The organism is Escherichia sp. HH41S, from assembly GCF_009820115.1.
Lineage (GTDB): Bacteria > Pseudomonadota > Gammaproteobacteria > Enterobacterales > Enterobacteriaceae > Escherichia > Escherichia coli_F.
Window position 1 is genome coordinate 13114 of record NZ_VNXE01000120.1, and the last position, 25764, is coordinate 38877.

Annotated in this window: 20 protein-coding genes and 4 pseudogenes; 7 read left to right on the forward strand and 17 right to left on the reverse strand. The window is 53.4% G+C overall.

The genetic code is table 11. The annotated features are described in order from the left end of the window. Positions 1-112: 112 nt before the first annotated feature. The 4 genes and pseudogenes from FQZ95_RS23820 to FQZ95_RS23830 form a co-directional block, all read right to left on the reverse strand. Positions 113-1268, reverse strand: a pseudogene (locus tag FQZ95_RS23820) (IS3 family transposase). Between the two features lie 55 nt (positions 1269-1323). After that, a pseudogene (locus FQZ95_RS26635) lies at positions 1324-1425 on the reverse strand (DUF1281 domain-containing protein); the annotation flags it as partial. Positions 1426-1658: 233 nt separating this feature from the next. Continuing rightward, a complete protein-coding gene (locus FQZ95_RS23825; RefSeq protein WP_160530786.1) occupies positions 1659-3002 on the reverse strand; it encodes a hypothetical protein in 1344 nt (447 codons plus the stop codon). Between the two features lie 425 nt (positions 3003-3427). Continuing rightward, a pseudogene (locus FQZ95_RS23830) lies at positions 3428-5179 on the reverse strand (Tn3-like element TnAs1 family transposase); the annotation flags it as partial. Between the two features lie 3 nt (positions 5180-5182). On the opposite strand from FQZ95_RS23830, the gene FQZ95_RS23835 reads away from it, so the two are divergent. Next, positions 5183-5575: a cysteine hydrolase family protein gene (locus FQZ95_RS23835; protein WP_001351729.1), complete on the forward strand. Its 393-nt coding sequence runs from the start codon at positions 5183-5185 to the stop codon at positions 5573-5575. Positions 5576-5712: 137 nt separating this feature from the next. Beyond that, positions 5713-6597: a DMT family transporter gene (locus FQZ95_RS23840; RefSeq protein ID WP_160530788.1), complete on the forward strand. Its 885-nt coding sequence runs from the start codon at positions 5713-5715 to the stop codon at positions 6595-6597. 31 nt (positions 6598-6628) lie between these two features. Here FQZ95_RS23840 and tet(A) read toward each other — a convergent pair whose 3' ends face one another. Beyond that, positions 6629-7828, reverse strand: a complete 1200-nt coding sequence (tet(A), locus tag FQZ95_RS23845; protein ID WP_000804064.1) for a tetracycline efflux MFS transporter Tet(A) — start codon at positions 7826-7828, stop codon at positions 6629-6631. A 105-nt stretch (positions 7829-7933) separates the two neighbouring features. Here tet(A) and tetR(A) point away from each other — a divergent pair, with 105 nt between their 5' ends. Next, a complete protein-coding gene (gene tetR(A) / locus FQZ95_RS23850; RefSeq protein WP_000164043.1) occupies positions 7934-8584 on the forward strand; it encodes a tetracycline resistance transcriptional repressor TetR(A) in 651 nt (216 codons plus the stop codon). A gap of 331 nt (positions 8585-8915) precedes the next feature. Here tetR(A) and FQZ95_RS23860 read toward each other — a convergent pair whose 3' ends face one another. Next, positions 8916-11882, reverse strand: a complete 2967-nt coding sequence (locus FQZ95_RS23860) for a Tn3-like element TnAs1 family transposase (RefSeq protein ID WP_129950184.1) — start codon at positions 11880-11882, stop codon at positions 8916-8918. Positions 11883-11885: 3 nt separating this feature from the next. Further along, entirely contained in the window at positions 11886-12446 is a 561-nt protein-coding gene (locus tag FQZ95_RS23865; protein ID WP_001161490.1) for a recombinase family protein, read from the reverse strand. 309 nt (positions 12447-12755) lie between these two features. Between FQZ95_RS23865 and FQZ95_RS23875 the strand changes: the two genes are divergently transcribed. Then, a complete protein-coding gene (locus FQZ95_RS23875; protein WP_237428048.1) occupies positions 12756-13841 on the forward strand; it encodes a methyl-accepting chemotaxis protein in 1086 nt (361 codons plus the stop codon). A 138-nt stretch (positions 13842-13979) separates the two neighbouring features. Here FQZ95_RS23875 and FQZ95_RS23880 read toward each other — a convergent pair whose 3' ends face one another. Both FQZ95_RS23880 and FQZ95_RS23885 read right to left on the reverse strand, forming a co-directional pair. Continuing rightward, complete coding sequence (locus FQZ95_RS23880; RefSeq protein ID WP_000027057.1) at positions 13980-14840, reverse strand: broad-spectrum class A beta-lactamase TEM-1; 861 nt, start codon at positions 14838-14840, stop codon at positions 13980-13982. A 182-nt stretch (positions 14841-15022) separates the two neighbouring features. Next, the gene (locus FQZ95_RS23885) at positions 15023-15580 is read right to left on the reverse strand and encodes a recombinase family protein (protein ID WP_001235713.1); all 558 of its coding nucleotides are present in this window, start codon (positions 15578-15580) and stop codon (positions 15023-15025) included. Positions 15581-15743: 163 nt separating this feature from the next. Between FQZ95_RS23885 and FQZ95_RS23890 the strand changes: the two genes are divergently transcribed. Next, a complete protein-coding gene (locus FQZ95_RS23890; RefSeq protein WP_160530789.1) occupies positions 15744-18749 on the forward strand; it encodes a Tn3-like element Tn3 family transposase in 3006 nt (1001 codons plus the stop codon). Between the two features lie 32 nt (positions 18750-18781). Continuing rightward, positions 18782-19288, forward strand: a pseudogene (locus FQZ95_RS23895) (methyl-accepting chemotaxis protein); the annotation flags it as partial. A gap of 947 nt (positions 19289-20235) precedes the next feature. Here FQZ95_RS23895 and FQZ95_RS23900 read toward each other — a convergent pair. From FQZ95_RS23900 to FQZ95_RS26870, 4 genes are all read right to left on the reverse strand, one after another. Next, positions 20236-20523 (reverse strand): type II toxin-antitoxin system RelE family toxin, encoded by a 288-nt coding sequence (locus FQZ95_RS23900; protein ID WP_000222768.1) that lies wholly within the window; start codon positions 20521-20523, stop codon positions 20236-20238. Further along, complete coding sequence (locus tag FQZ95_RS23905) at positions 20520-20771, reverse strand: type II toxin-antitoxin system Phd/YefM family antitoxin (RefSeq protein ID WP_001132900.1); 252 nt, start codon at positions 20769-20771, stop codon at positions 20520-20522. The genes FQZ95_RS23900 and FQZ95_RS23905 overlap by 4 nt, the downstream gene beginning before the upstream one ends. A gap of 965 nt (positions 20772-21736) precedes the next feature. Next, positions 21737-22594, reverse strand: coding sequence for an incFII family plasmid replication initiator RepA (repA, locus tag FQZ95_RS23910; protein WP_160530792.1), 858 nt, complete (start codon positions 22592-22594; stop codon positions 21737-21739). After that, entirely contained in the window at positions 22587-22634 is a 48-nt protein-coding gene (locus FQZ95_RS26870) for a hypothetical protein (protein ID WP_235588261.1), read from the reverse strand. Before FQZ95_RS26870 ends, repA begins: the two co-directional genes overlap by 8 nt. Here FQZ95_RS26870 and FQZ95_RS26875 point away from each other — a divergent pair. Continuing rightward, positions 22625-22861 (forward strand): replication protein RepA, encoded by a 237-nt coding sequence (locus tag FQZ95_RS26875; protein ID WP_282648993.1) that lies wholly within the window; start codon positions 22625-22627, stop codon positions 22859-22861. The genes FQZ95_RS26870 and FQZ95_RS26875 overlap by 10 nt on opposite strands. 38 nt (positions 22862-22899) lie before the next feature. On the opposite strand, the gene FQZ95_RS23920 is transcribed toward FQZ95_RS26875, so the two are convergent. From FQZ95_RS23920 to FQZ95_RS23935, 4 genes are all read right to left on the reverse strand, one after another. Then, on the reverse strand, positions 22900-23154 hold the full coding sequence (locus tag FQZ95_RS23920) for a replication regulatory protein RepA (RefSeq protein ID WP_000083830.1): 255 nt from the start codon (positions 23152-23154) through the stop codon (positions 22900-22902). A 672-nt stretch (positions 23155-23826) separates the two neighbouring features. Beyond that, positions 23827-24426 (reverse strand): PIN domain-containing protein, encoded by a 600-nt coding sequence (locus FQZ95_RS23925; protein ID WP_160530794.1) that lies wholly within the window; start codon positions 24424-24426, stop codon positions 23827-23829. 383 nt (positions 24427-24809) lie between these two features. Further along, on the reverse strand, positions 24810-25010 hold the full coding sequence (locus FQZ95_RS23930; RefSeq protein WP_001013083.1) for an ANR family transcriptional regulator: 201 nt from the start codon (positions 25008-25010) through the stop codon (positions 24810-24812). Positions 25011-25146: 136 nt separating this feature from the next. Beyond that, on the reverse strand, positions 25147-25704 hold the full coding sequence (locus FQZ95_RS23935) for a fertility inhibition protein FinO (RefSeq protein WP_160530796.1): 558 nt from the start codon (positions 25702-25704) through the stop codon (positions 25147-25149). Positions 25705-25764: the final 60 nt, after the last annotated feature.

Here is a 25764-nt window from a genome sequence, read left to right on the forward strand (position 1 = left end):
GTATACACAACTCCCTGTGAAGGCATTCATATGACTGATTACACCTATGATGCGCCTGTTACATTAACAACCAATCCTGTTGAGGGTGAGGTTTTGAATCGCCACGGATAATCTAGACACTTCCGAGCCGTTGATAATACTGGTTTTCATATTCTGTCGGTGACATCTGATCGCTGGAACCATGCCGACGCTTACTGTTATAAAACATTTCGATGTAATCAAAAATATCGCTGCGGGCTTCTTCCCGCGTTCCGTAGATCTTTTTCTTTATCCGTTCGCGTTTCAACAACTGGAAAAAGCTTTCTGCAACCGCATTATCATGGCAGTTACCGCGACGGCTCATGCTGCCCTCCAGGCCGTGTGATTTCAGGAACGACTGCCACTCATGGCTTGTGTACTGACTGCCCTGATCCGAATGAACCAGCACCTGTTTTTGGGGATTACGGCGCCATACAGCCATCAGCAGTGCGTTCAGGACAATGTCCTTTGTCATCCGGGATTGCATGGACCAGCCGATAATTTTGCGTGAGAACAGATCAACAACCACGGCAAGATACAGCCAGCCTTCGTGGGTCCTGATGTAGGTTATGTCCGTTACCCAACGCTTATCCGGAGCATCCGGATTGAACTGTCGCTGGAGCCTGTTGGGCGACACGATACTGGCCTCGCCTTTACGTGCCCGCGGGCTCCGGTATCCGACCTGAGCCTTTATCCCGACACGTTTCATCAGTCGCCAGACTCTGTTCACTCCGCACTGTTGCCCGCTGTCCCGCAGATCCAGATGGATTTTGCGATAACCATAGACGCATCCCGATTCCAGCCAGAACTGTTTAATCTGCCCTGTCAGCCTCAGGTCTGCCTGATGGCGTTGTGAATGCGGCTGCTGAAGCCAGGCGTAAAAACCACTGGGATGAACATCCAGCACCCGACAGAGCAGGCGAACAGGCCAGCAACAGGTGTTGTCACGGATAAAGGCGTACCTCAGTCGGACAGCTTTGCGAAGTACGCCGCGGCTTTTTTTAATATGTCCCGTTCGTCGGTAACCCGCTTCAGCTCTTTCTGGAGACGGCGGATCTCGGCCTGAGCATCTGACTGTTCTTTATTAGCGGAAGAATCCGGACCGTACTTCTTTATCCAGGCGTAAAGGCTGTGGGTGGTGATATCGAGACGTGTTGCAACGCTGGCGCTAACACAACAGAATAACCGCGATCAACAACCTGTTTGACTGCTTCAATTTTAAACTCTTCGGGATAACGCTTACCGCTCATGGGCACCTCTCTTTAAGCCATCTTAAATGACTCTGAGGTGTCTGTTAAACCCGTGGCGATTCAGTCCAGTACCGCTCTGCAGCCAGAGTTCATGCAGCATCAGGCAGTTTTGTTCATCCAGTAGCACACCGTTCTGCAGGTGTGTCAGCCAGCGGGTCAAGCGTGTTCGTTGAGCGATTCTATGTGAAATATTACCTTGAGTTTTCTAATGTTGAATTGGCGTCAATGATAAGAGATTATCTTGTATGATCTAGTGTGAGCTCAACTGTTGAATAAAAGTGTTGCATCCATTGGTTGAACTCACTGTACGAAGCGACTAGCTGCTAAGCTGAAGATCCGCTGTAAGCGAGGAACGGGCATACGACTCACACGCTTAATTAGCAGTTTTTTTCATCGTCGCGATGAATTGGGGTTGATGTTAAAAATTGAAAAGTTGATGTAATCCTGGGGATAAAGATGATAGGCAAATGCATTATATGAATTTTCTTCATCAAAGATCAGCGTATATTCATTTGATCTCAAAGTTGATAAATCATTCGATATATTATCAATACCTAGAGGCTTTAAAAATTTTTCAAATGTTTTTGTGTAAGAGTCTATCACGTCAAAATTAATTACTTCATATGATTTCCCTTCAACTAGGTTACTTGAGCCATTCATTATCTCACACCTCCCATTGCTAATGGCGCAGTATATCTTGGCATGAAAATCATTTTTATTTTTTAATTCGCCAATCAACTCGGATCCCAAGTTAAAACTTTCCATCTGTTCATAGCTTATTTCATTTGTTTTTGAAAAGGACTCTTTAAACACTTTAGATTGACCATTCCTTACTAACATGGAGGTTTTTTCTGGATTTAAACGGTTTAGCACCTTAAGCCAAGAATCTACTTTCCCTTGGCTTTTAAGGAACTGATGGCCAACAAAAGGAGATATTATGTAGATTTTCGCATAAAGGAAATTCCACCTAGCAATCAATTTATAAAGCCATGTCATTATGGTGGTTTTCGAATAAACGCCAAAAATCACATCTGTTAGTTCTCGTGAACCAAATATATTCACAATTGAGAATGCTTGTGCCTCGAATGAGCTATTTTCTTGATATCGACTTACAAAATTCGCCACATGTTTTTTCCCGCATTTACATTCAAAAGGAAACTTAATCAGGATATTATTTGGACCCAGCCCTCTAGATTGAGAGAGAGACCAATTTGTGTACTCCCAGTGTTTTTTTGCTATTATTTTCCATTTGCTCTTTAGAAGCTCAAATGAAATTATTTCCAGATTCTCTTCACAGTCATCACATACGTAAAGAGGGTGATTGTAAAAATCGTAATCCGTATTCCTCTCTGTTAATACAGTATTTTTATCAATGAAGTCTGTTAGCAGTGGTAGATCTTTGTATTTTAATAGTTTGGCTTCATCATTGTCAGAGTTTATATAAAAATCTGTTTTCTCCCAACCGCTACTAGGTCCAGAGTAGTCTGGATTTACGATATTAACTTTAAATATTCCAGCACATTTATTACAGGTCCCAATCATCACTCCATCCTCTTCTATATCAGGAATAATGATGCTCCTTCCTGGAAGTGTAGTTGAAGATGTATGAACTTCGTGATACCCAATCGTAGTTGTACAGTGAGGGCACTTACCATGAAAATGCATGGTTTTATCACTGTCTATAAGATTAAATTTTATACTCCGTAAGAATTCATGACTAATCTCAAATTCCATATTTACTCCGAAGATCCCCTATTAGTTATAGAGTGGTTAATTACCGTATTCTGCTGATTAATGATGCCATAATCCTTATTCTATTTCCTTAGCTATGTACGCTTCTGGCAGTGAGTTCAATGGGTCGATGCAACGCTATCCTCAATGAACGCCTGGCGGTCAAGCAAATGCAGAGTAAACCGCTACTGACTTCCCTTTGTATCTTGAAATTCAGTTAGTATGGTTTTGGATTAGATTTGGCACAGCATGTGCAGCCTGACCTTCCCTAGGGTTCAAAGCCCAAGAAGTTTCTCTTTCATCATGTTCTCCTTTTCATGCTAACGGCACAATCTGAAGGCTCTGATCCCCCCCTTGGTTAATCGAATGCTTCAGATGTGCCATTAGATATTATAGGGGAGCCCGCAGAATTCGGAAAAAATCGTACGCTAAGGTTTTCCGGGCATCCGTAAGGGCCGAAACTTCCCGTCTTCCAGTCTGCGGCTCTGCCGCCAGACGTAATCGCCGGTTAGGTTGATGTGCTCCCAGCCCAGCGGCGACAGGAATTGCAGCAGCTCGCCGTCCACCGGCTTGCCGGCCTCGACCAACCCCTGGGTGGCGCGTTCCAGGTACACCGTGTTCCACAGCACGATAGCCGCCGTCACCAGGTTGAGGCCGCTGGCCCGGTAGCGCTGCTGCTCGAAGCTCCGATCCCTGATTTCCCCAAGGCGGTTGAAGAACACCGCCCTGGCCAGCGAGTTGCGCGCCTCACCTTTGTTCAGGCCGGCATGCACGCGGCGGCGCAGTTCAACACTTTGCAGCCAGTCCAGGATGAACAGCGTGCGCTCGATCCGGCCCAGCTCGCGCAGGGCCACGGCCAGTCCGTTCTGGCGCGGGTAGCTGCCGAGCTTGCGCAGCATCAGCGAGGCGGTGACGGTGCCCTGCTTGATCGAGCTGGCCAGGCGCAGGATGTCGTCCCAGTGGGCACGCACGTGCTTGATGTTCAGGGTGCCGCCGATCAGCGGGCGCAACGTCGGGTAGGCTTGCACGCCCTGCGGCACGTACAGCTTGGTTTCGCCGAGGTCGCGGATGCGCGGCGCGAAGCGGAAGCCTAGCAGGTGCATCAGGGCAAAGACGTGATCGGTGAAGCCGGCCGTGTCGGTGTAGTGCTCCTCGATCCGCAGGTCGGACTCGTGGTACAGCAGGCCGTCGAGCACATAGGTGGAATCGCGGACGCCGACATTCACCACGCGGGTGCTGAACGGCGCGTACTGGTCGGAGATATGGGTATAGAACAGCCGTCCCGGCTCGCTACCGTACTTCGGGTTGACGTGCCCGGTGCTCTCGCCCCGGCCACCCGCGCGGAAGCGCTGGCTATCGGAGGATGAGGTCGTGCCGTCGCCCCAGTGGGCGGCAAAGGCGTGGCGATACTGGTGGTTGACCAGCTCGGCCAAGGCCGCCGAATAGGTTTCGTCGCGGATGTGCCAGGCTTGCAGCCAGGACAGCTTGGCGTAGGTCAGGCCGGGGCTCGACTCGGCCATCTTGGTCAGCCCGAGGTTGATCGCATCACCGAGGATTGCGGACAGCAGCAACGTCCTGTCTTTGGCCTCGGCCCCGTCCTTCAAGTGGGTGAAGTGGCGGCTGAAGCCCGTCCAGTCGTCCACGTCCATCAGCAGTTCGGTGATCTTGATGCGCGGCAGTAACTGGCTGGTTTGGTCGATCAGCGCCTGCGCCCGATCCGGCACCGCCGCATCCAGCGGGGTGATTTTCAGCCCTGACTCGGTGAGGATGGCATCGGGCAGCTCGTTGTCCTTGGCCAGGCGGGTGACGGTGGCCAACTGCTCGTCCAGCAGCTGCAAACGCTCTTCCAGGTACTGGTCGCTGTTCGGGTTGATCGCCAGGGGCAGGGCCTGCTCGCGCTTGAGTGCGGCGAACTTCTCGGCCGGCAGCAGGTAGTCGTCGAAGTCGCGGAACTGCCGCGAGCCCTTGACCCAGATGTCGCCGGAGCGCAGGGCGTTCTTCAGCTCGGACAGGGCGCAGATTTCGTAGAATTTCCGGTCGAGGCCTTCCGGGGTGATCACCAGCGGCTTCCAGCGCGGCTTGATGAAGGCCGTGGGTGCATCGGCCGGCACCTTGCGCAGGTTGTCGGCGTTCATCTCACGCAGGGTCTGCACGGCTGCCAGCACGCCTTGCGCGGCCGGCCCGTGCTGTTCCCCAACTTTTCGCTCGGCGAAGAGTATGAACATGCGCCGCCGGCGACGAATCGCCAAATCTCACCGTATCTCCCGAGCGGACGATTTCGCACCGGTCTGCCCGTCGAAGGGCTTGCGATCGAACGGGGCGACCTTTTCTATGCATGTCCGCGAGCCAGCGTCTTTTATGGCACGGCGCTCGACGCCGACCTTCGGACGCGCGGCGTAAGCACGCTTGTCATGGCCGGGATAAGCACCACCGGCGTTGTTCTTTCAAGCGTCGCCTGGGCTAGTGATGCGGACTACGACGTGCGTTTGGTCCAGGACTGCTGCTACGACCCGGATCGGGATGCCCACGAAGCTCTGTTGCGTTCCGGGTTCGGCGGACGTGTACAGGTCGTGTAATTTTCGGGCCTCGCATGATCGCGGCCATAGCCGCAGGTGGATTGGTGCGAGGCAGGGCCAGTCCAAGTCAGGGTGCGGTCATCGCGGCGCCTGCAACTCTCAAAAACCCATCGCCGTAGCGGAGGTCTTGTAATCGCATGTCATTACGCACGTCCGATTTATTGTTCACAGCGATAGCACCTGCCATTTGGGGCAGCACCTACATTGTCACCACCCAATACCTGCCGAACTTCTCACCGATGACGGTCGCGATGCTGCGGGCGTTGCCGGCGGGTTTATTGCTCGTGATGATCGTCCGACAGATTCCAACGGGAATCTGGTGGATGCGCATCTTCATCCTCGGCGCACTTAATATTTCGCTATTCTGGAGCTTGTTGTTTATTTCGGTCTACCGCCTGCCGGGCGGGGTCGCGGCGACGGTAGGCGCTGTGCAGCCGCTGATGGTCGTGTTCATCTCTGCCGCTCTGCTAGGTAGCCCGATACGATTGATGGCGGTCCTGGGGGCTATTTGCGGAACTGCGGGCGTGGCGCTGTTGGTGTTGACACCAAACGCAGCGCTAGATCCTGTCGGCGTCGCAGCGGGCCTGGCGGGGGCGGTTTCCATGGCGTTCGGAACCGTGCTGACCCGCAAGTGGCAACCTCCCGTGCCTCTGCTCACCTTTACCGCCTGGCAACTGGCGGCCGGAGGACTTCTGCTCGTTCCAGTAGCTTTAGTGTTTGATCCGCCAATCCCGATGCCTACAGGAACCAATGTTCTCGGCCTGGCGTGGCTCGGCCTGATCGGAGCGGGTTTAACCTACTTCCTTTGGTTCCGGGGGATCTCGCGACTCGAACCTACAGTTGTTTCCTTACTGGGCTTTCTCAGCCCGGGGACCGCCGTGTTGCTAGGATGGTTGTTCTTGGATCAGACGCTGAGTGCGCTTCAAATCATCGGCGTCCTGCTCGTGATCGGGAGTATCTGGCTGGGCCAACGTTCCAACCGCACTCCTAGGGCGCGTATAGCTTGCCGGAAGTCGCCTTGACCCGCATGGCATAGGCCTATCGTTTCCACGATCAGCGATCGGCTCGTTGCCCTGCGCCGCTCCAAAGCCCGCGACGCAGCGCCGGCAGGCAGAGCAAGTAGAGGGCAGCGCCTGCAATCCATGCCCACCCGTTCCACGTTGTTATAGAAGCCGCATAGATCGCCGTGAAGAGGAGGGGTCCGACGATCGAGGTCAGGCTGGTGAGCGCCGCCAGTGAGCCTTGCAGCTGCCCCTGACGTTCCTCATCCACCTGCCTGGACAACATTGCTTGCAGCGCCGGCATTCCGATGCCACCCGAAGCAAGCAGGACCATGATCGGGAACGCCATCCATCCCCGTGTCGCGAAGGCAAGCAGGATGTAGCCTGTGCCGTCGGCAATCATTCCGAGCATGAGTGCCCGCCTTTCGCCGAGCCGGGCGGCTACAGGGCCGGTGATCATTGCCTGGGCGAGTGAATGCAGAATGCCAAATGCGGCAAGCGAAATGCCGATCGTGGTCGCGTCCCAGTGAAAGCGATCCTCGCCGAAAATGACCCAAAGCGCGGCCGGCACCTGTCCGACAAGTTGCATGATGAAGAAGACCGCCATCAGGGCGGCGACGACGGTCATGCCCCGGGCCCACCGGAACGAAGCGAGCGGGTTGAGAGCCTCCCGGCGTAACGGCCGGCGTTCGCCTTTGTGCGACTCCGGCAAAAGGAAACAGCCCGTCAGGAAATTGAGGCCGTTCAAGGCTGCCGCGGCGAAGAACGGAGCGTGGGGGGAGAAACCGCCCATCAGCCCACCGAGCACAGGTCCCGCGACCATCCCGAACCCGAAACAGGCGCTCATGAAGCCGAAGTGCCGCGCGCGCTCATCGCCATCAGTGATATCGGCAATATAAGCGCCGGCTACCGCCCCAGTCGCCCCGGTGATGCCGGCCACGATCCGCCCGATATAGAGAACCCAAAGGAAAGGCGCCGTCGCCATGATGGCGTAGTCGACAGCAGCGCCGGCCAGCGAGACGAGCAAGACCGGCCGCCGCCCGAAACGATCCGACAGCGCGCCCAGCACAGGTGCGCAGGCAAATTGCATCAACGCATACAGCGCCAGCAGAATGCCATAGTGGGCGGTGACGTCGTTCGAGTGAACCAGATCGCGCAGGAGGCCCGGCAGCACCGGCATAATCAGGCCGATGCCGACAGCGTCGAGCGCGACAGTGCTCAGAATTACGATCAGGGGTCTGTTGGGTTTCACGTCTGGCCTCCGGACCAGCCTCCGCTGGTCCGATTGAACGCGCGGATTCTTTATCACTGATAAGTTGGTGGACATATTATGTTTATCAGTGATAAAGTGTCAAGCATGACAAAGTTGCAGCCGAATACAGTGATCCGTGCCGCCCTGGACCTGTTGAACGAGGTCGGCGTAGACGGTCTGACGACACGCAAACTGGCGGAACGGTTGGGGGTTCAGCAGCCGGCGCTTTACTGGCACTTCAGGAACAAGCGGGCGCTGCTCGACGCACTGGCCGAAGCCATGCTGGCGGAGAATCATACGCATTCGGTGCCGAGAGCCGACGACGACTGGCGCTCATTTCTGATCGGGAATGCCCGCAGCTTCAGGCAGGCGCTGCTCGCCTACCGCGATGGCGCGCGCATCCATGCCGGCACGCGACCGGGCGCACCGCAGATGGAAACGGCCGACGCGCAGCTTCGCTTCCTCTGCGAGGCGGGTTTTTCGGCCGGGGACGCCGTCAATGCGCTGATGACAATCAGCTACTTCACTGTTGGGGCCGTGCTTGAGGAGCAGGCCGGCGACAGCGATGCCGGCGAGCGCGGCGGCACCGTTGAACAGGCTCCGCTCTCGCCGCTGTTGCGGGCCGCGATAGACGCCTTCGACGAAGCCGGTCCGGACGCAGCGTTCGAGCAGGGACTCGCGGTGATTGTCGATGGATTGGCGAAAAGGAGGCTCGTTGTCAGGAACGTTGAAGGACCGAGAAAGGGTGACGATTGATCAGGACCGCTGCCGGAGCGCAACCCACTCACTACAGCAGAGCCATGTAGACAACATCCCCTCCCCCTTTCCACCGCGTCAGACGCCCGTAGCAGCCCGCTACGGGCTTTTTCATGCCCTGCCCTAGCGTCCAAGCCTCACGGCCGCGCTCGGCCTCTCTGGCGGCCTTCTGGCGCTCCTGCTGCGGCGTCCGCTCGTGGGCCGTGGCGCGGGTCCGCGCGCCGGCCTCGTGCGCCTGGCGCTCGCGGGCGAGGTCCAGGGCGGCCGTCTTCACGTTCTGCCTTGCGCAGATGAGATAGGGGAGCCCGCAGAATTCGGAAAAAATCGTACGCTAAGGTTTTCCGGGCATCCGTAAGGGCCGAAACTTCCCGTCTTCCAGTCTGCGGCTCTGCCGCCAGACGTAATCGCCGGTTAGGTTGATGTGCTCCCAGCCCAGCGGCGACAGGAATTGCAGCAGCTCGCCGTCCACCGGCTTGCCGGCCTCGACCAACCCCTGGGTGGCGCGTTCCAGGTACACCGTGTTCCACAGCACGATAGCCGCCGTCACCAGGTTGAGGCCGCTGGCCCGGTAGCGCTGCTGCTCGAAGCTCCGATCCCTGATTTCCCCAAGGCGGTTGAAGAACACCGCCCTGGCCAGCGAGTTGCGCGCCTCACCTTTGTTCAGGCCGGCATGCACGCGGCGGCGCAGTTCAACACTTTGCAGCCAGTCCAGGATGAACAGCGTGCGCTCGATCCGGCCCAGCTCGCGCAGGGCCACGGCCAGTCCGTTCTGGCGCGGGTAGCTGCCGAGCTTGCGCAGCATCAGCGAGGCGGTGACGGTGCCCTGCTTGATCGAGCTGGCCAGGCGCAGGATGTCGTCCCAGTGGGCACGCACGTGCTTGATGTTCAGGGTGCCGCCGATCAGCGGGCGCAACGTCGGGTAGGCTTGCACGCCCTGCGGCACGTACAGCTTGGTTTCGCCGAGGTCGCGGATGCGCGGCGCGAAGCGGAAGCCTAGCAGGTGCATCAGGGCAAAGACGTGATCGGTGAAGCCGGCCGTGTCGGTGTAGTGCTCCTCGATCCGCAGGTCGGACTCGTGGTACAGCAGGCCGTCGAGCACATAGGTGGAATCGCGGACGCCGACATTCACCACGCGGGTGCTGAACGGCGCGTACTGGTCGGAGATATGGGTATAGAACAGCCGTCCCGGCTCGCTACCGTACTTCGGGTTGACGTGCCCGGTGCTCTCGCCCCGGCCACCCGCGCGGAAGCGCTGGCTATCGGAGGATGAGGTCGTGCCGTCGCCCCAGTGGGCGGCAAAGGCGTGGCGATACTGGTGGTTGACCAGCTCGGCCAAGGCCGCCGAATAGGTTTCGTCGCGGATGTGCCAGGCTTGCAGCCAGGACAGCTTGGCGTAGGTCAGGCCGGGGCTCGACTCGGCCATCTTGGTCAGCCCGAGGTTGATCGCATCACCGAGGATTGCGGACAGCAGCAACGTCCTGTCTTTGGCCTCGGCCCCGTCCTTCAAGTGGGTGAAGTGGCGGCTGAAGCCCGTCCAGTCGTCCACGTCCATCAGCAGTTCGGTGATCTTGATGCGCGGCAGTAACTGGCTGGTTTGGTCGATCAGCGCCTGCGCCCGATCCGGCACCGCCGCATCCAGCGGGGTGATTTTCAGCCCTGACTCGGTGAGGATGGCATCGGGCAGCTCGTTGTCCTTGGCCAGGCGGGTGACGGTGGCCAACTGCTCGTCCAGCAGCTGCAAACGCTCTTCCAGGTACTGGTCGCTGTTCGGGTTGATCGCCAGGGGCAGGGCCTGCTCGCGCTTGAGTGCGGCGAACTTCTCGGCCGGCAGCAGGTAGTCGTCGAAGTCGCGGAACTGCCGCGAGCCCTTGACCCAGATGTCGCCGGAGCGCAGGGCGTTCTTCAGCTCGGACAGGGCGCAGATTTCGTAGAATTTCCGGTCGAGGCCTTCCGGGGTGATCACCAGCGGCTTCCAGCGCGGCTTGATGAAGGCCGTGGGTGCATCGGCCGGCACCTTGCGCAGGTTGTCGGCGTTCATCTCACGCAGGGTCTGCACGGCTGCCAGCACGCCTTGCGCGGCCGGCGCGGCGCGCAGTTCCAGCACCTCCAGCAAGGCCGGCGTGTAACGGCGCAGGGTGGCGAAGTTCTCGCCGACCAGGTGCAGGTGGTCGAAGCCTTCCGGCCGGGCCAGCAGCTCGGCCTCGCTGACGCTCTCGGTGAACTCGTCCCAGGGAATCACCGCCTCGATGGCGGCATAGGGGTCGCTGCCGCTTTCCTTCGCTTCCAGCAGCGCCTGGCCGATCCTGGAGTACAGGCGCACCTTGTCGTTGATCGCCTTGCCCTGCTTCTGGAACTGCTGCTGATGCTTGTGCTTCGCGCCGCTGAACAGCTTGACCAGGATGCGGTCATGCAGATCGACCAGCTCATCGATCACGGTCGCGGTGCTCTCCAGCACCACGGCGGCCAGGGTCGCGTAGCGGCGCTGCGGCTCGAACTTACCGAGGTCTTTGGGCGTCATCTGCCCACCCTCGCGGGCCAGCTTGAGCAGGCGGTTCTGGTGGATGTGCCGGCCCAGGCCTTCGGGCAAGTCCACCAACTGAAATGTCTTCAGCCGCTCGATGTGTTCCAGCATGTGCCGAGAGTTGGGTTTCAGCGGTGCCTGGCGCAGCCAGGTCAACCAGGTGATGCTGCTGCCGGCCTTGAGCTTCAACAGCTCGTCCAGCTTGGCCCGATGCGAGTCCGTGAGTGGTTCGACCAGGGCGCGGTAGACCCGCCGATTGGCTCGCGCAATGGCTTCCGAGCAGGCCCGGTCAATCACGCTCAGCGCCGGCAGGATGCGTCGTTTCTGCCGTAGGCTCTCCAGGGCCTGACCGGCCAGCAGCAAGCCTTTGTCGGTCTGCTGGGCCAGCTCGGTTAGCTCGCGCACCAGGGCGCGGAAGTCGGACAGGCCGAACGGGGCCAGTTGCAGGTAGGTGCGCAGTTCCTGGGCATGCTCGCGACGGGTCACGTCGCGCTCGCCGTACTTTGCCCAGCTCGCCGGCTCGGCCTGGACTTGCTTCGCCACCCACAGGATGACCGGCTCGGGCAGCTCGCTGTCGGTTCCCAGCGCGTAACCGGGGTAGCGCAGCAGGCAGAGCTGCACGGCGAAGCCGAGGCGGTTGGCGTCGCCGCGTCGCTGGCGGATCAGCGACAGGTCGGAGTCGTTGAAGGTGTAGTAGCGGATCAGGTCATCCTGGCTTTCCGGCAGCGCAAGCAGGGTGTCCCGCTCCGTGGCCGAGAGGATCAAGCGACGCGGCATGTGTCAGTCGTCCGTGCGGAGGTACTGGTAGAGGGTTTCCCGGCTGATGTTGAACTCGCGGGCAAGCTGCGCCTTGGGCTCGCCGGCCGTCGCTCGCTGCCGCAGGGTAGCAGCCTGCTCATCGGACAGGGCTTTCTTGCGGCCCCGGTACGCGCCACGCTGCTTGGCCAAGGCGATGCCCTCACGCTGCCGCTCGCGGATCAGGGCGCGCTCGAACTCAGCGAAGGCCCCCATCACCGACAGCATCAGGTTGGCCATCGGCGAGTCCTCGCCAGTGAACACCAGGCCCTCCTTCAGGAACTCGATGCGCACGCCGCGCTGAGTCAGCTTCTGTACCAAGCGACGCAGGTCATCGAGGTTGCGGGCCAGCCGATCCATGCTGTGCACCACCACTGTATCGCCTTCGCGGACGAAGCTCAGCAGCGCTTCGAGCTGGGGGCGCTGGGTGTCCTTGCCCGATGCCTTGTCGGTGAACACCTTGCTCACCTGGGTTTGTTCCAGCTGGCGTTCCGGGTTCTGGTCAAAGCTGCTGACCCGGACGTAGCCGATGCGGTGCCCCTGCACGATGTCTCCTTGGTTGAAGGCGGCTTAAGTGCACTTTCTGTTCCGTTGTGCCTCAAAGCCCATTTCTGTCAGGCTGAAATCTATAACCTTCGCGGGCATGTGTCAAAAAATGGGAAAGCAGACTCTATTCTGACGAAGCGGCGCGGCCCTGCCTGACATCAAGTTAGGGTATAGCCTAGATTGACATGCGCGATGCAACCCTTAACTTGCTTGCACCTATCGTTTCCATGCTAGCTTTATCGTAACGCTCAAGAAATTGGGCTTAATGCCGAAAACAATAAAATAAAACAGCCAACCCTTGAGGTTCTTATGCGCCAGAATTTACCAGTGACGGGTCGAAACTTAGAACTCCCAAAAGATGCCAATATTCTTTCGACTACCTCCCCTCAAAGCCATATCACGTACGTTAATCCTGACTTCATTAAAATCAGTGGTTTCACTGAGGAAGAACTATTAGGCCAGCCTCACAACATCGTAAGACACCCAGATATGCCGCCTGCTGCATTTGAGCATATGTGGAGTACATTAAAATCTGGCCGCTCATGGATGGGGCTAGTAAAAAATCGCTGTAAAAATGGCGACCACTATTGGGTAAGTGCTTATGTAACGCCAATAGCTAAGAATGGTTCGATTGTTGAATACCAGTCTGTAAGGACCAAGCCTGAACCTGAGCAGGTTTTGGCTGCGGAAAAATTATATGCTCAATTGAGAAGCGGGAAGGCCGCGAGGCCGAAATTGGCTGCTAGCTTTTCCGTGAAAATACTCTTGCTCATATGGGGTAGTATTATATCAAGCGCAATGGCTGCCGGCATGCTTACTGATACATCAATAAGCAGCTTATTGTTAGCCACTTTAATGTCAGGAAGCTTAAGCTCTGTTAGTGTTTTGGCTATTCTCTCTCCTCTTGGAAGACTGGTTGAAAGAGCCAGGAATATTTCCAATAACCCATTAAGTCAATCCCTCTACACTGGGCGCACCGATGAGTTTGGCCAAATAGAGTTTGCTTTACGAATGATGCAAGCTGAAACAGGCGCCATAGTAGGTCGCATAGGTGATGCATCAAATCGGCTTAGCGAACACACCCGAGGCCTACTAAAGGATATTGAGTCAAGCAATGTACTTACAGTTGAGCAGCAGGCAGAGACAGATCAAATAGCAACGGCAGTAAACCAAATGGTGGCAAGCATTCAAGAGGTTGCGAGCAATGCACAGCATGCTGCAGATGCGGCCGGAAGAGCAGACACTGAGACGGCATCTGGCCAGCGTCTGGTAGCCCACACAAGCCAGTCAATCACTGCCCTTGAAGGTGAAATTAGGCAAGCCACTCAGGTTATTCATGAGCTTGAAGGTCAAAGTAACGAGATATCAAAAGTTCTTGACGTTATAGGGGTCTGACGCTCAGTGGAACGAAAACTCACGTTAAGGGATTTTGGTCATGAGATTATCAAAAAGGATCTTCACCTAGATCCTTTTAAATTAAAAATGAAGTTTTAAATCAATCTAAAGTATATATGAGTAAACTTGGTCTGACAGTTACCAATGCTTAATCAGTGAGGCACCTATCTCAGCGATCTGTCTATTTCGTTCATCCATAGTTGCCTGACTCCCCGTCGTGTAGATAACTACGATACGGGAGGGCTTACCATCTGGCCCCAGTGCTGCAATGATACCGCGAGACCCACGCTCACCGGCTCCAGATTTATCAGCAATAAACCAGCCAGCCGGAAGGGCCGAGCGCAGAAGTGGTCCTGCAACTTTATCCGCCTCCATCCAGTCTATTAATTGTTGCCGGGAAGCTAGAGTAAGTAGTTCGCCAGTTAATAGTTTGCGCAACGTTGTTGCCATTGCTGCAGGCATCGTGGTGTCACGCTCGTCGTTTGGTATGGCTTCATTCAGCTCCGGTTCCCAACGATCAAGGCGAGTTACATGATCCCCCATGTTGTGCAAAAAAGCGGTTAGCTCCTTCGGTCCTCCGATCGTTGTCAGAAGTAAGTTGGCAGCAGTGTTATCACTCATGGTTATGGCAGCACTGCATAATTCTCTTACTGTCATGCCATCCGTAAGATGCTTTTCTGTGACTGGTGAGTACTCAACCAAGTCATTCTGAGAATAGTGTATGCGGCGACCGAGTTGCTCTTGCCCGGCGTCAACACGGGATAATACCGCACCACATAGCAGAACTTTAAAAGTGCTCATCATTGGAAAACGTTCTTCGGGGCGAAAACTCTCAAGGATCTTACCGCTGTTGAGATCCAGTTCGATGTAACCCACTCGTGCACCCAACTGATCTTCAGCATCTTTTACTTTCACCAGCGTTTCTGGGTGAGCAAAAACAGGAAGGCAAAATGCCGCAAAAAAGGGAATAAGGGCGACACGAAAATGTTGAATACTCATACTCTTCCTTTTTCAATATTATTGAAGCATTTACCAGGGTTATTGTCTCATGAGCGGATACATATTTGAATGTATTTAGAAAAATAAACAAATAGGGGTTCCGCGCACATTTCCCCGAAAAGTGCCACCTGACGTCTAAGAAACCATTATTATCATGACATTAACCTATAAAAATAGGCGTATCACGAGGCCCTTTCGTCTTCAAGAATTTTATAAACCGTGGAGCGGGCAATACTGAGCTGATGAGCAATTTCCGTTGCACCAGTGCCCTTCTGATGAAGCGTCAGCACGACGTTCCTGTCCACGGTACGCCTGCGGCCAAATTTGATTCCTTTCAGCTTTGCTTCCTGTCGGCCCTCATTCGTGCGTTCTAGGATCCTCCGGCGTTCAGCCTGTGCCACAGCCGACAGGATGGTGACCACCATTTGCCCCATATCACCGTCGGTACTGATCCCGTCATCAATGAACCGGACTGCCACGCCCTGAGCGTCAAATTCCTTTATCAGTTGGATCATATCGGCAGTGTCGCGGCCAAGACGGTCGAGCTTCTTAACCAGAATGACATCACCTTCCTCCACCTTCATCCTCAGCAAATCCAGCCCTTCCCGGTCTGTTGAACTGCCGGATGCCTTATCGGTAAATATACGGTTTGCTTTCACACCTGCGTCTTTGAGTGCTCTGACCTGAAGATCAAGAGACTGCTGACTGGTTGAGACCCGAGCGTAACCAAAAAGTCGCATAAAAATGTACCTTAAATCGAATATCGGACAACTCATGTCTATTATTACAAATTTACGATTTAATAGACATATTAATGTAACAGTTTTACGATGTCCGATAATTTATAACATTTCGTACGGTTGGAAAAATGTTACTAAATGCCCGTCAGGCAGGGAGGCCGATATGCCCGTTGACTTTCTGACCACTGAGCAGACTGAAAGCTATGGCAGATTCACCGGTGAACCGGATGAGCTTCAGCTGGCACGATATTTTCACCTTGATGAAGCAGACAAGGAATTTATCGGAAAAAGCAGAGGTGATCACAACCGTCTGGGCATTGCCCTGCAAATTGGATGTGTCCGTTTTCTGGGCACCTTCCTCACCGATATGAATCATATTCCTTCCGGCGTCCGGCATTTTACCGCCAGACAGCTCGAGATTCGTGATATCACCGTTCTTGCAGAATACGGTCAGAGGGAAAATACCCGCCGTGAGCATGCAGCGCTGATACGTCAGCACTATCAGTATCGTGAATTTGCCTGGCCCTGGACATTTCGCCTTACCCGTCTTTTATATACCCGGAGCTGGATAAGCAACGAACGTCCTGGCCTGCTTTTCGATCTGGCGACAGGGTGGCTTATGCAACATCGTATTATTCTCCCCGGAGCCACTACGCTGACCCGGTTGATTTCAGAGGTAAGGGAAAAGGCGACGTTGCGCCTGTGGAACAAACTGGCACTGATACCGTCAGCCGAACAGCGTTCACAGCTGGAGATGCTGCTGGGGCCAACTGATTGCAGCCGCCTGTCTTTACTGGAATCACTGAAAAAGGGCCCTGTGACCATCAGTGGTCCGGCGTTTAATGAAGCAATTGAACGCTGGAAAACTCTGAACGATTTTGGCCTGCATGCTGAAAACCTGAGTACACTCCCGGCTGTGCGCCTGAAAAATCTCGCACGTTATGCTGGTATGACTTCGGTGTTCAATATTGCCAGGATGTCACCGCAGAAAAGGATGGCGGTTCTGGTTGCCTTTGTCCTTGCATGGGAAACGCTGGCGCTGGATGATGCATTGGACGTTCTGGACGCCATGCTGGCCGTTATCATCCGTGACGCCAGAAAGATTGGGCAGAAAAAACGGCTCCGCTCGCTGAAGGATCTGGATAAATCTGCATTGGCGCTCGCCAGCGCATGTTCGTACCTGCTGAAAGAAGAAACACCGGACGAATCGATTCGTGCTGAGGTGTTCAGCTACATCCCAAGGCAAAAGCTGGCTGAAATCATCACGCTTGTCCGTGAAATTGCCCGGCCCTCAGACGATAATTTTCATGAAGAAATGGTGGAGCAGTACGGGCGCGTTCGTCGTTTCCTGCCCCATCTGCTGAATACCGTTAAATTTTCATCCGCACCTGCCGGGGTTACCACTCTGAATGCCTGTGACTACCTCAGCCGGGAGTTCAGCTCACGGCGGCAGTTTTTTGACGACGCACCAACGGAAATTATCAGTCGGTCATGGAAACGGCTGGTGATTAACAAGGAAAAACATATCACCCGCAGGGGATACACGCTCTGCTTTCTCAGTAAACTGCAGGATAGTCTGAGGCGGAGGGATGTCTACGTTACCGGCAGTAACCGGTGGGGAGATCCTCGTGCAAGATTACTACAGGGTGCTGACTGGCAGGCAAACCGGATTAAGGTTTATCGTTCTTTGGGGCACCCGACAGACCCGCAGGAAGCAATAAAATCTCTGGGTCATCAGCTTGATAGTCGTTACAGACAGGTTGCTGCACGTCTTTGCGAAAATGAGGCTGTCGAACTCGATGTTTCTGGCCCGAAGCCCCGGTTGACAATTTCTCCCCTCGCCAGTCTTGATGAGCCGGACAGTCTGAAACGACTGAGCAAAATGATCAGTGATCTACTCCCTCCGGTGGATTTAACGGAGTTGCTGCTCGAAATTAACGCCCATACCGGATTTGCTGATGAGTTTTTCCATGCTAGTGAAGCCAGTGCCAGAGTTGATGATCTGCCCGTCAGCATCAGCGCCGTGCTGATGGCTGAAGCCTGCAATATCGGTCTGGAACCACTGATCAGATCAAATGTTCCTGCACTGACCCGACACCGGCTGAACTGGACAAAAGCGAACTATCTGCGGGCTGAAACTATCACCAGCGCTAATGCCAGACTGGTTGATTTTCAGGCAACGCTGCCACTGGCACAGATATGGGGTGGAGGAGAAGTGGCATCTGCAGATGGAATGCGCTTTGTTACGCCAGTCAGAACAATCAATGCCGGACCGAACCGCAAATACTTTGGTAATAACAGAGGGATCACCTGGTACAACTTTGTGTCCGATCAGTATTCCGGCTTTCATGGCATCGTTATACCGGGGACGCTGAGGGACTCTATCTTTGTGCTGGAAGGTCTTCTGGAACAGGAGACCGGGCTGAATCCAACCGAAATTATGACCGATACAGCAGGTGCCAGCGAACTTGTCTTTGGCCTTTTCTGGCTGCTGGGATACCAGTTTTCTCCACGCCTGGCTGATGCCGGTGCTTCGGTTTTCTGGCGAATGGACCATGATGCCGACTATGGCGTGCTGAATGATATTGCCAGAGGGCAATCAGATCCCCGAAAAATAGTCCTTCAGTGGGACGAAATGATCCGGACCGCTGGCTCCCTGAAGCTGGGCAAAGTACAGGTTTCAGTGCTGGTCCGTTCATTGCTGAAAAGTGAACGTCCTTCCGGACTGACTCAGGCAATCATTGAAGTGGGGCGCATCAACAAAACGCTGTATCTGCTTAATTATATTGATGATGAAGATTACCGCCGGCGCATTCTGACCCAGCTTAATCGGGGAGAAAGTCGCCATGCCGTTGCCAGAGCCATCTGTCACGGTCAAAAAGGTGAGATAAGAAAACGATATACCGACGGTCAGGAAGATCAACTGGGCACACTGGGGCTGGTCACTAACGCCGTCGTGTTATGGAACACTATTTATATGCAGGCAGCCCTGGATCATCTCCGGGCGCAGGGTGAAACACTGAATGATGAAGATATCGCACGCCTCTCCCCGCTTTGCCACGGACATATCAATATGCTCGGCCATTATTCCTTCACGCTGGCAGAACTGGTGACCAAAGGACATCTGAGACCATTAAAAGAGGCGTCAGAGGCAGAAAACGTTGCTTAACGTGAGTTTTCGTTCCACTGAGCGTCAGACCCCTTATACGAGGGATCGCCGAGCAAACGAATTTGTTGGCACTCAACGCAGCAATTGAGGCCGCGCGTGCTGGTGAGCAGGGGCGTGGTTTTGCTGTTGTCGCCGATGAGGTTCGCAGTCTTGCTGCTCGCACACAGCAATCGACAACGGATATTCAAAGCATGATCAGCGCTCTACAAGAGCGAGCGCAATCCGCTGTTACAGTCATGGAGCAAAGTAGTCGGCAAGCGCACACGAGTGTAGCTCACGCAGAGGAAGCAGCTACAGCTCTTGATGGAATTGGCCAACGCGTTAACGAAATTACCGACATGAACGCGCAAATAGCGACTGCGGTCGAGCAGCAGGGAGCAGTAAGTGAAGACATAAACCGCAGTATTATCAATATACGCGATGCTGCTGATACCAATGTACAGACCGGGCAGAATAATTTGCAAAGTGCGAAATCTGTCGCTCAGTTAACTAGCGCTCTGAGCGAACTGGCAAAACAGTTTTGGGAAAAACGAGGATAACGCTTTTCAGTATCTCGACAGGGATAACTTACTTTACCATCGGTTATCCCTTTTAGCCGCACAAATTTTAGCCATGGCTTTTCAGGAAGTCAGGGCTATCAGAATGGCCTTAGAAAGCCTAGTCAAAGAGCTGTCACGAGAACACCGTTAGCTTAGCGTACGATTTTTTCCGAATTCTGCGGTTCCCCCTTATAGGGCTGCGTTTGGGAACCGTACAATATTGTACGCGGTAGGGTGTTTGGCAGACCTTTAGGGACATGAGATAACCTAAATGCGATAAGAGAAAAGCAATAACTTAAAGGCGATAGCTGATCATGATGAATCAATAAAAGAGTATTCTAATATTTCCTTTTTATTGATAATTTAGCATAATGTACCGTAGAAGAAACATTGGAGCGAGAAGACCGATAGTTCGTTCAGCCTGACGTATCAACAGATTCAGAAGACCGAAAGAACCATCCGACAATTGGGAGAAATTCCCACTGACAACAAAGAACAACCGACCCTAATTGCCCAGGAAATCAAGGAAACCAGTATGAAGAAATCAACCTTCAATCTAAAATTAATAATGGCTAGCTGGGTTGTTGCTCTGTCGGTATTCGTTGAAGCTGGAGGCCCACAGTGTATCTGTGCTCGCCCCAATATTTCTTTGTCGTAATTCACAACTGATTCCATACAGCCCCTTTATGGCCACTCTGGTGTAATTTCCCTTCATTCAATAAACGGAGGTGTAACCCCCATCTGCTTTCTCATATCATCAGATATTGTGTGGTAGTCTCTCGCTGACGGAGTTGCAGTGTACGAGTAAATAGCAGCAGCAGAAAATCCAGCCATTTCGGCCAGCTCTTTTCTTGTTATTTTCCGCTGGTACACGTGCTCGATACCAGAAGTGAGGGTGGATATTGCACGTTTAAAACGTGCAAATTAATTATCGTAAAAATGAATGATTATCTCATTCGCTCACTGGCAAGATTATAAACGTCACTACGTTCACGTTTTCCTACAGCTACAACAGCGATAATTAATTGATCGTCAATCACCTGATAGACCAGACGAAAACCAGAGGCTCGAAGCTTGATTTTGTAGCAGTCCTTTATCCCTCGCAGTTTTGCTGAAGGGATGTGCGGATTTTCACTGCACTTCTTTAGCTTTTTCGCAAATTGCTGTTGAATGACTTTATCCAGCTTCAGCCACTCTTTCAGCGCATCATCTCTGAATTTGACCGTATAAGTCATAAATAACTGTCCAGATCCACATCATGCAGTGGCTGATTGCTGCGTTCAGTAACCAGTTTCACCAGTTCCTGGTCATCCAGAGCATCAAGCATCCTTTCATACAGTTCAGCAGGCACACAGTAGAATGCCGGCTGATTCCGGTTAAGGATGGCGACAGGGTAACCATCTCCGGCACTGACTGTAGCCATAGGATTTTTTTTCAGTTCACTGACACTTGCACTGGTGTCAGACAGAATAATGTTAGGCATAACGCACCTTTGAGACTGTTTAACAAGTCTTAACGATATCTCTGAAAAGACCTCTTAACAAGTCTTTACTACTCATACTTTTGCAAATGCATTAAATACTGCTTGTATTGCTCTGATGCCGCATCAGCGGCATGTAAGGCGGCACGCTGTGGTTTCATATGATACTGAAGTAAAACCGCCGAAGCCCGGCGTAAGCCGGTACTGATTGATAGAGTTCACCTATCCCATTCCAGCCCTGCCAGACCATACCCGCTTTCAGCCATGACAGAGCTTCTGTGCGCGGTCGGAGTGGTCCCGACAAGGGTTTACCCGCAGTCGGGGCGTATCTCCGCGTTAGCGGGCCGTGAGGGCCGCTTACGAGCGTGTTCTCAATACTTCCAGCCAGAAGACTGACAGCGATGATGATGTTTAGTTACAACATTCATAATTAAAAGCGATGTTGTTCCCGCCCTTTGGGCGGGGGCGGCCTCGCTTTTCAGTTATGAGGGAGGGGCTTTGTGGTTTCAGTTCTGCGCTGAACCGGGGTTTTTCCGGGGTCTGTTTTTGCATGTTGTAACTAAATCGGCTCCGGTCGGGGCCCGCCGCTTGCGGTGGGAGGTGCATATCTGTCTGTCCACAGGACAGGCAGTGAATAGGTTTTCTTTTTAAATGAATGCAATTAAGTAGTTTAAAGGAGATATAAACAGGTGTTTAAAAGATACATTGCACCCTGTAAGGCTGTCGGCTGGCGCTTTACGACATGATCGGTTGTAACCTTATGGGAAAGTCCCTTGCAGTTAAATGTGGATAAGCAAAATTCCCCGTCTGTGGGAGGTGTTTTGCATCAAAAACAGGGGGAACCGGATGCACCTGAAGGTGGATGATGAGATTGTTTTTTGTATGTAGTGCTGCTTTTTTGTTCGCTGACAGGCTTCAGGCGTGCGAATGCCTCCGGCGCGGGCCGGATTATTCTGAGGAGGTCACTTTCAGGGGGAAGCTGTGGCCAGCCGGCTGTAATTACGGTTACGTGACAGAATCATGCGCTCCTTCACACGACGCTCCACTTCGCGTTTTACTGCCTCACGATTAGCAGTGAAGCGCCCTTCCGCGATTTCGCGCGTCAGCTGCCGTTTCACCAGGGTGACAATATCCTGACGTTCCCTGTCCGCATCACGACGCGCACGGGCACGCTTTATTCCCCGGGACTTAAGCTCTGTCTGGTAACTGCGGAAACGCTCACGCACAAAACGCCAGGCTTTCGCTATCAGTTCATCCATACCCAGTGCATCCAGTCCCTGCTTCTTGCGCTGTCTGTTTTCCCATTCCACACGACTGCGGCGCGCAGCTGCCACCGCCACCTCAGACACATCGAGAGCGGCAAACAGTGCCGGTGTGAACGTGATGTCGGTCGGAATGTAGCACCCGATAAGCGGGTCATATTCCGTCTGGTAGGTAATCAGGCCCAGCTCTGCGAGGAACGTCAGGGCGCGGGTGGCACGGGTGATGGAGAGTTTTCCGGCAGCAGACTCTGTCGCCAGTCCGCACTCAATGGCCAGCGTGGTGATGGAGCACTGGACGCGGTTGGCCAGCGGGTCATAGTGGAAACACAGCCCCTGCAGCAGCGCATCAATGGCACGTCGACGCAGCACCGGTGGCATGCGCCGGCGCAGACCACGCGAACGGACATGTGCCACATGAATGGCGAAATCAAAACGGGAGGTGAAGCCAACCGCCTTTTCCATCAGTTTTTCGCAGAACTTCAGCGTTCCGGCACCTTCACGGGGTGTGAATACCGGATTAGGGTTCTTTACCTGGCGGTAATACGTTTGTTGAAGATCAGTCACACCATCCTGCACTTACAATGCGCAGAAGGAGTGTGCACAGAAAGAAGTCTTGAACTTTTCCGGGCATATAACTATACTCCCCGCATAGCTGAATTGTTGGCTATACGGTTTTTAGATGGCCCCGGTAATCTTTTCGTACTCGCCAAAGTTGAAGAAGATTATCGGGGTTTTCGCTTTTCTGGCTCCTGTAAATCCACATCAGAACCAGTTCCCTGCCACCTTACGGCGTGGCCAGCCACAAAATTCCTTAAACGATCAGTAATCTAGCACTAATCTTCTGAACACTCAAGAATGTAAGCCCATCATCACATGCATCGTTTTTGCGCTTCACTTTTTATCAGTGCGGTCAGAACTTCAGCCTGGGTCAGACCATCTTCATGACACATTTGCATGAGCATGGCCTTATACTTTGGTTCAAGAAATACTTTTACTTCCTTGAACGAAGCTCTTTTACGGGCCACTGATAATCTTTGTTTCTCTGCATCAGAAAGCGGATTCCCCTTTCTGTATGCTCGTTTTGCGCCAGATGAGGAAGTCACTGCATTTTCTGTCTGCGACATCTCGCCTCCTCAATACTCAAACAGGGATCGTTTCGCAGAGGATACTACAGTTTTTTGAAATCAGCGACTTGAGAATTGTGATGGAGATCTGTGTTGGCGCACAAATCAACGGGGATTACTGTCGTTTAATGTGATTTAAACTGTGAAATAGTATGGTTTTCAGTTATGAAAACGCCGGAAGCGGGGAAAACTTGCTTTTTCCCGCTTCCGGAGTTGGACAACTGAGCAACGCGAAGGCGTCAGTGTTACATTTGTACGGGGTTTTGCCCCGTATCAGTAGCTCCCGTACCACCACTCATCGTCGCTTTTTTCCAGAATAATAGTGATACTCCTGACGTCATCCGGCAGTATTTCCCTGCAGAATCTGGCCGGAAGCGTAAACGTGCCCGAAGACAGCCTTACCCCTTCTTCACAGGAGTCCGTCAGTTTCAGTCTGATTTTCCGGGCTTCTGAATCGAGTTCAGCAATAATAAATTCCTGCTCCCCCCGAACGGCAACCGTCACATAACACCCGGCAGAGCCTGAATCTATTCGCCTTATCGATAACCGGGTCTTACTTTTATATCTGTGCGGCGCTCTCTGTCTTGTCATGGAAATAAATGCCATTATTGATTTTCGACCTTTCTGTTTTTATAAATAAAATAAATATCATTTTATTTTCTTCTGGCAGTCTTACCAGATGATTTTATTCCCCTGAATTTTCATTACCCCGCGACGAACCAGTTCATCCCGGATACCTCTGGTCAGGACATCACGCCATTCACCGCGCATCTGTGATTTTAAATAATTATTAAATGTCTCTGCTGTTACCGGCATATTACGAACCTCCCGCGCTGCCTGTTGAATTTTGTTTGCCCACCGGATAACGATATCCATGTCGGGTGCAGCCATCTTTACTGATGACGCCTTATCCGGGGAGACGCGACGGCAGCAAATCCCGCGCGCCTGCAGTGTCCGGACAATACCGTCATATCCCTTGTCAGCGGAAACAATATGGTATTCCTTCTCCGGCCCGTAATGGCATACACACTGCCCCAGCTCCAGCACCAGATGAAAATCAACATTGTTCCTGGAGACTTCGCTGACATGCCGGAGTGTAACTTTTACTGCTTCAGGGAAAGCGTTTACTGGCAGTGCCACATTATTCTGTTTCGCGCCCGCGAATATAATTAACTCCGTATATATATTTAAGGCAATTTCTGTCAGATTACTGCAGTTCTCGTAATCGATAAAGGCAATCACCTGTTGCTTCTCTGATTTTCCGGTCGCCATTTTCTCTTCCTGATTAACAGACTTCACAACCAGATAAAAGAGTCATAAATAACACTTAACATCGCCTGATATTAACAACCGGGCAACGTGATGTTATTATTTGCTCTCCTTACTGAATGCATTTGTCCCTGACAGGACAACGTTGACCGTCACATGGCGGTCTTTTTTTATTCACCTGACGCTTTCCTGTCGCAAAAACATCCCCACGGGTATTAACCATGTAATTACTGTGTGTTATCTTTCTTTCCCGCAACCTCCCGGCATTAACCGGTGGTAGCTTCACAGGGTTGATGTACAGAGCATTCATTCAATGCCAGTGATACGTCATGAATGATTTTTGGCCTCCCTTGCTCAGGGGAGGTCTTTTTTTTGCCGTTTTTTCATTATCCCCGCCGCTGGCAGCGTTCAGCTCTCTGTCGGGCAAACTGCTGCCAGTCTGTACGGGGCGCCACACGGGCAGCCTGGAGCCATGCTTCAGCGGCCTCCTTCCAGAATCCCCTGAGCTCCAGACTGACGGCCCGGTTTCCGGTGCGCTGGTAACGCCAGACCTGAGCGTCCCGTGAATGGCTTCTGAATCCGTTCATTTGTATCTGCCCTCTCTTTCCCCTGTCAGTATTTCTGTGTTAAATAATTCAGTGGACTGGCTTCTTTTCGGGAAGGGAAGCTATTTCCTTTTAAGCCTTATTGTTGCCTCCCTTGCTTCTGAGGGAGGCCTTTTTATTACTCATCAAGCACAGCCCGAAGTTCAGCTTTTCTCCGGTTCTGACGGCAGATTTTTGCCAGACGCTCTGCCGCATACGCTTCCTCCTCCTGAGAAATATACTCAGTCACATACCCTTGCGTGTCATACCGGCAGGCACCGGCTTTCATTGCACCAAGATAGCTTTCTGAACGGGTAATGGCTTTCAGCGCCCGGCGCAGTTTTTTATGCGAGAGCGGGATATTCCGCTTTGATACGTCTTCCAGTAACACGTCCCGGATACCACAGGCCAGAAGCCGGGGTGTGTCACCGTCAAATAATCCCGGCCACCAGGGTTTCAGGGTGTTCACGGCCTCATCCAGCGTGGGCAGGGTCAGATAAATGGACAGCGCCTGTCTGGCCTGCGCCTTTTTAGCCGCCAGCTCTGCTTCCCGGGCCGCTTTCTCCGCCAGTTTCTGCTTTTTCACCTTCCATTTTGGTGGCGTGGTAACATTGATGATGGTTTTCCGGCTGCGGACAGGTGTTGTTCCCTCTGTTTTCCGCTTCAGTGTCAGTACCGGTCGTTTCTGTTCTGTCATTTGCGAATACCTGTCGTTATATTCTGCCGCTGGCGTTACTTCGACGCTTTTATGCCACAT

What these genes read in the sequence shown, in the direction of transcription:
- FQZ95_RS23825 (WP_160530786.1), bottom strand. Translation starts at nt 3,002, where the DNA reads ATGGAATTTGAGATTAGTCATGAATTCTTACGGAGTATAAAATTTAAT.
- FQZ95_RS23840 (WP_160530788.1), top strand. Translation starts at nt 5,713, where the DNA reads ATGTCATTACGCACGTCCGATTTATTGTTCACAGCGATAGCACCTGCC.
- FQZ95_RS23860 (WP_129950184.1), bottom strand. Translation starts at nt 11,882, where the DNA reads ATGCCGCGTCGCTTGATCCTCTCGGCCACGGAGCGGGACACCCTGCTT.
- FQZ95_RS23875 (WP_237428048.1), top strand. Translation starts at nt 12,756, where the DNA reads ATGCGCCAGAATTTACCAGTGACGGGTCGAAACTTAGAACTCCCAAAA.
- FQZ95_RS23880 (WP_000027057.1), bottom strand. Translation starts at nt 14,840, where the DNA reads ATGAGTATTCAACATTTTCGTGTCGCCCTTATTCCCTTTTTTGCGGCA.
- FQZ95_RS23885 (WP_001235713.1), bottom strand. Translation starts at nt 15,580, where the DNA reads ATGCGACTTTTTGGTTACGCTCGGGTCTCAACCAGTCAGCAGTCTCTT.
- FQZ95_RS23890 (WP_160530789.1), top strand. Translation starts at nt 15,744, where the DNA reads ATGCCCGTTGACTTTCTGACCACTGAGCAGACTGAAAGCTATGGCAGA.
- FQZ95_RS23900 (WP_000222768.1), bottom strand. Translation starts at nt 20,523, where the DNA reads ATGACTTATACGGTCAAATTCAGAGATGATGCGCTGAAAGAGTGGCTG.
- FQZ95_RS23905 (WP_001132900.1), bottom strand. Translation starts at nt 20,771, where the DNA reads ATGCCTAACATTATTCTGTCTGACACCAGTGCAAGTGTCAGTGAACTG.
- FQZ95_RS23920 (WP_000083830.1), bottom strand. Translation starts at nt 23,154, where the DNA reads ATGTCGCAGACAGAAAATGCAGTGACTTCCTCATCTGGCGCAAAACGA.
- FQZ95_RS23925 (WP_160530794.1), bottom strand. Translation starts at nt 24,426, where the DNA reads ATGGCGACCGGAAAATCAGAGAAGCAACAGGTGATTGCCTTTATCGAT.
- FQZ95_RS23930 (WP_001013083.1), bottom strand. Translation starts at nt 25,010, where the DNA reads ATGAACGGATTCAGAAGCCATTCACGGGACGCTCAGGTCTGGCGTTAC.
- FQZ95_RS23935 (WP_160530796.1), bottom strand. Translation starts at nt 25,704, where the DNA reads ATGACAGAACAGAAACGACCGGTACTGACACTGAAGCGGAAAACAGAG.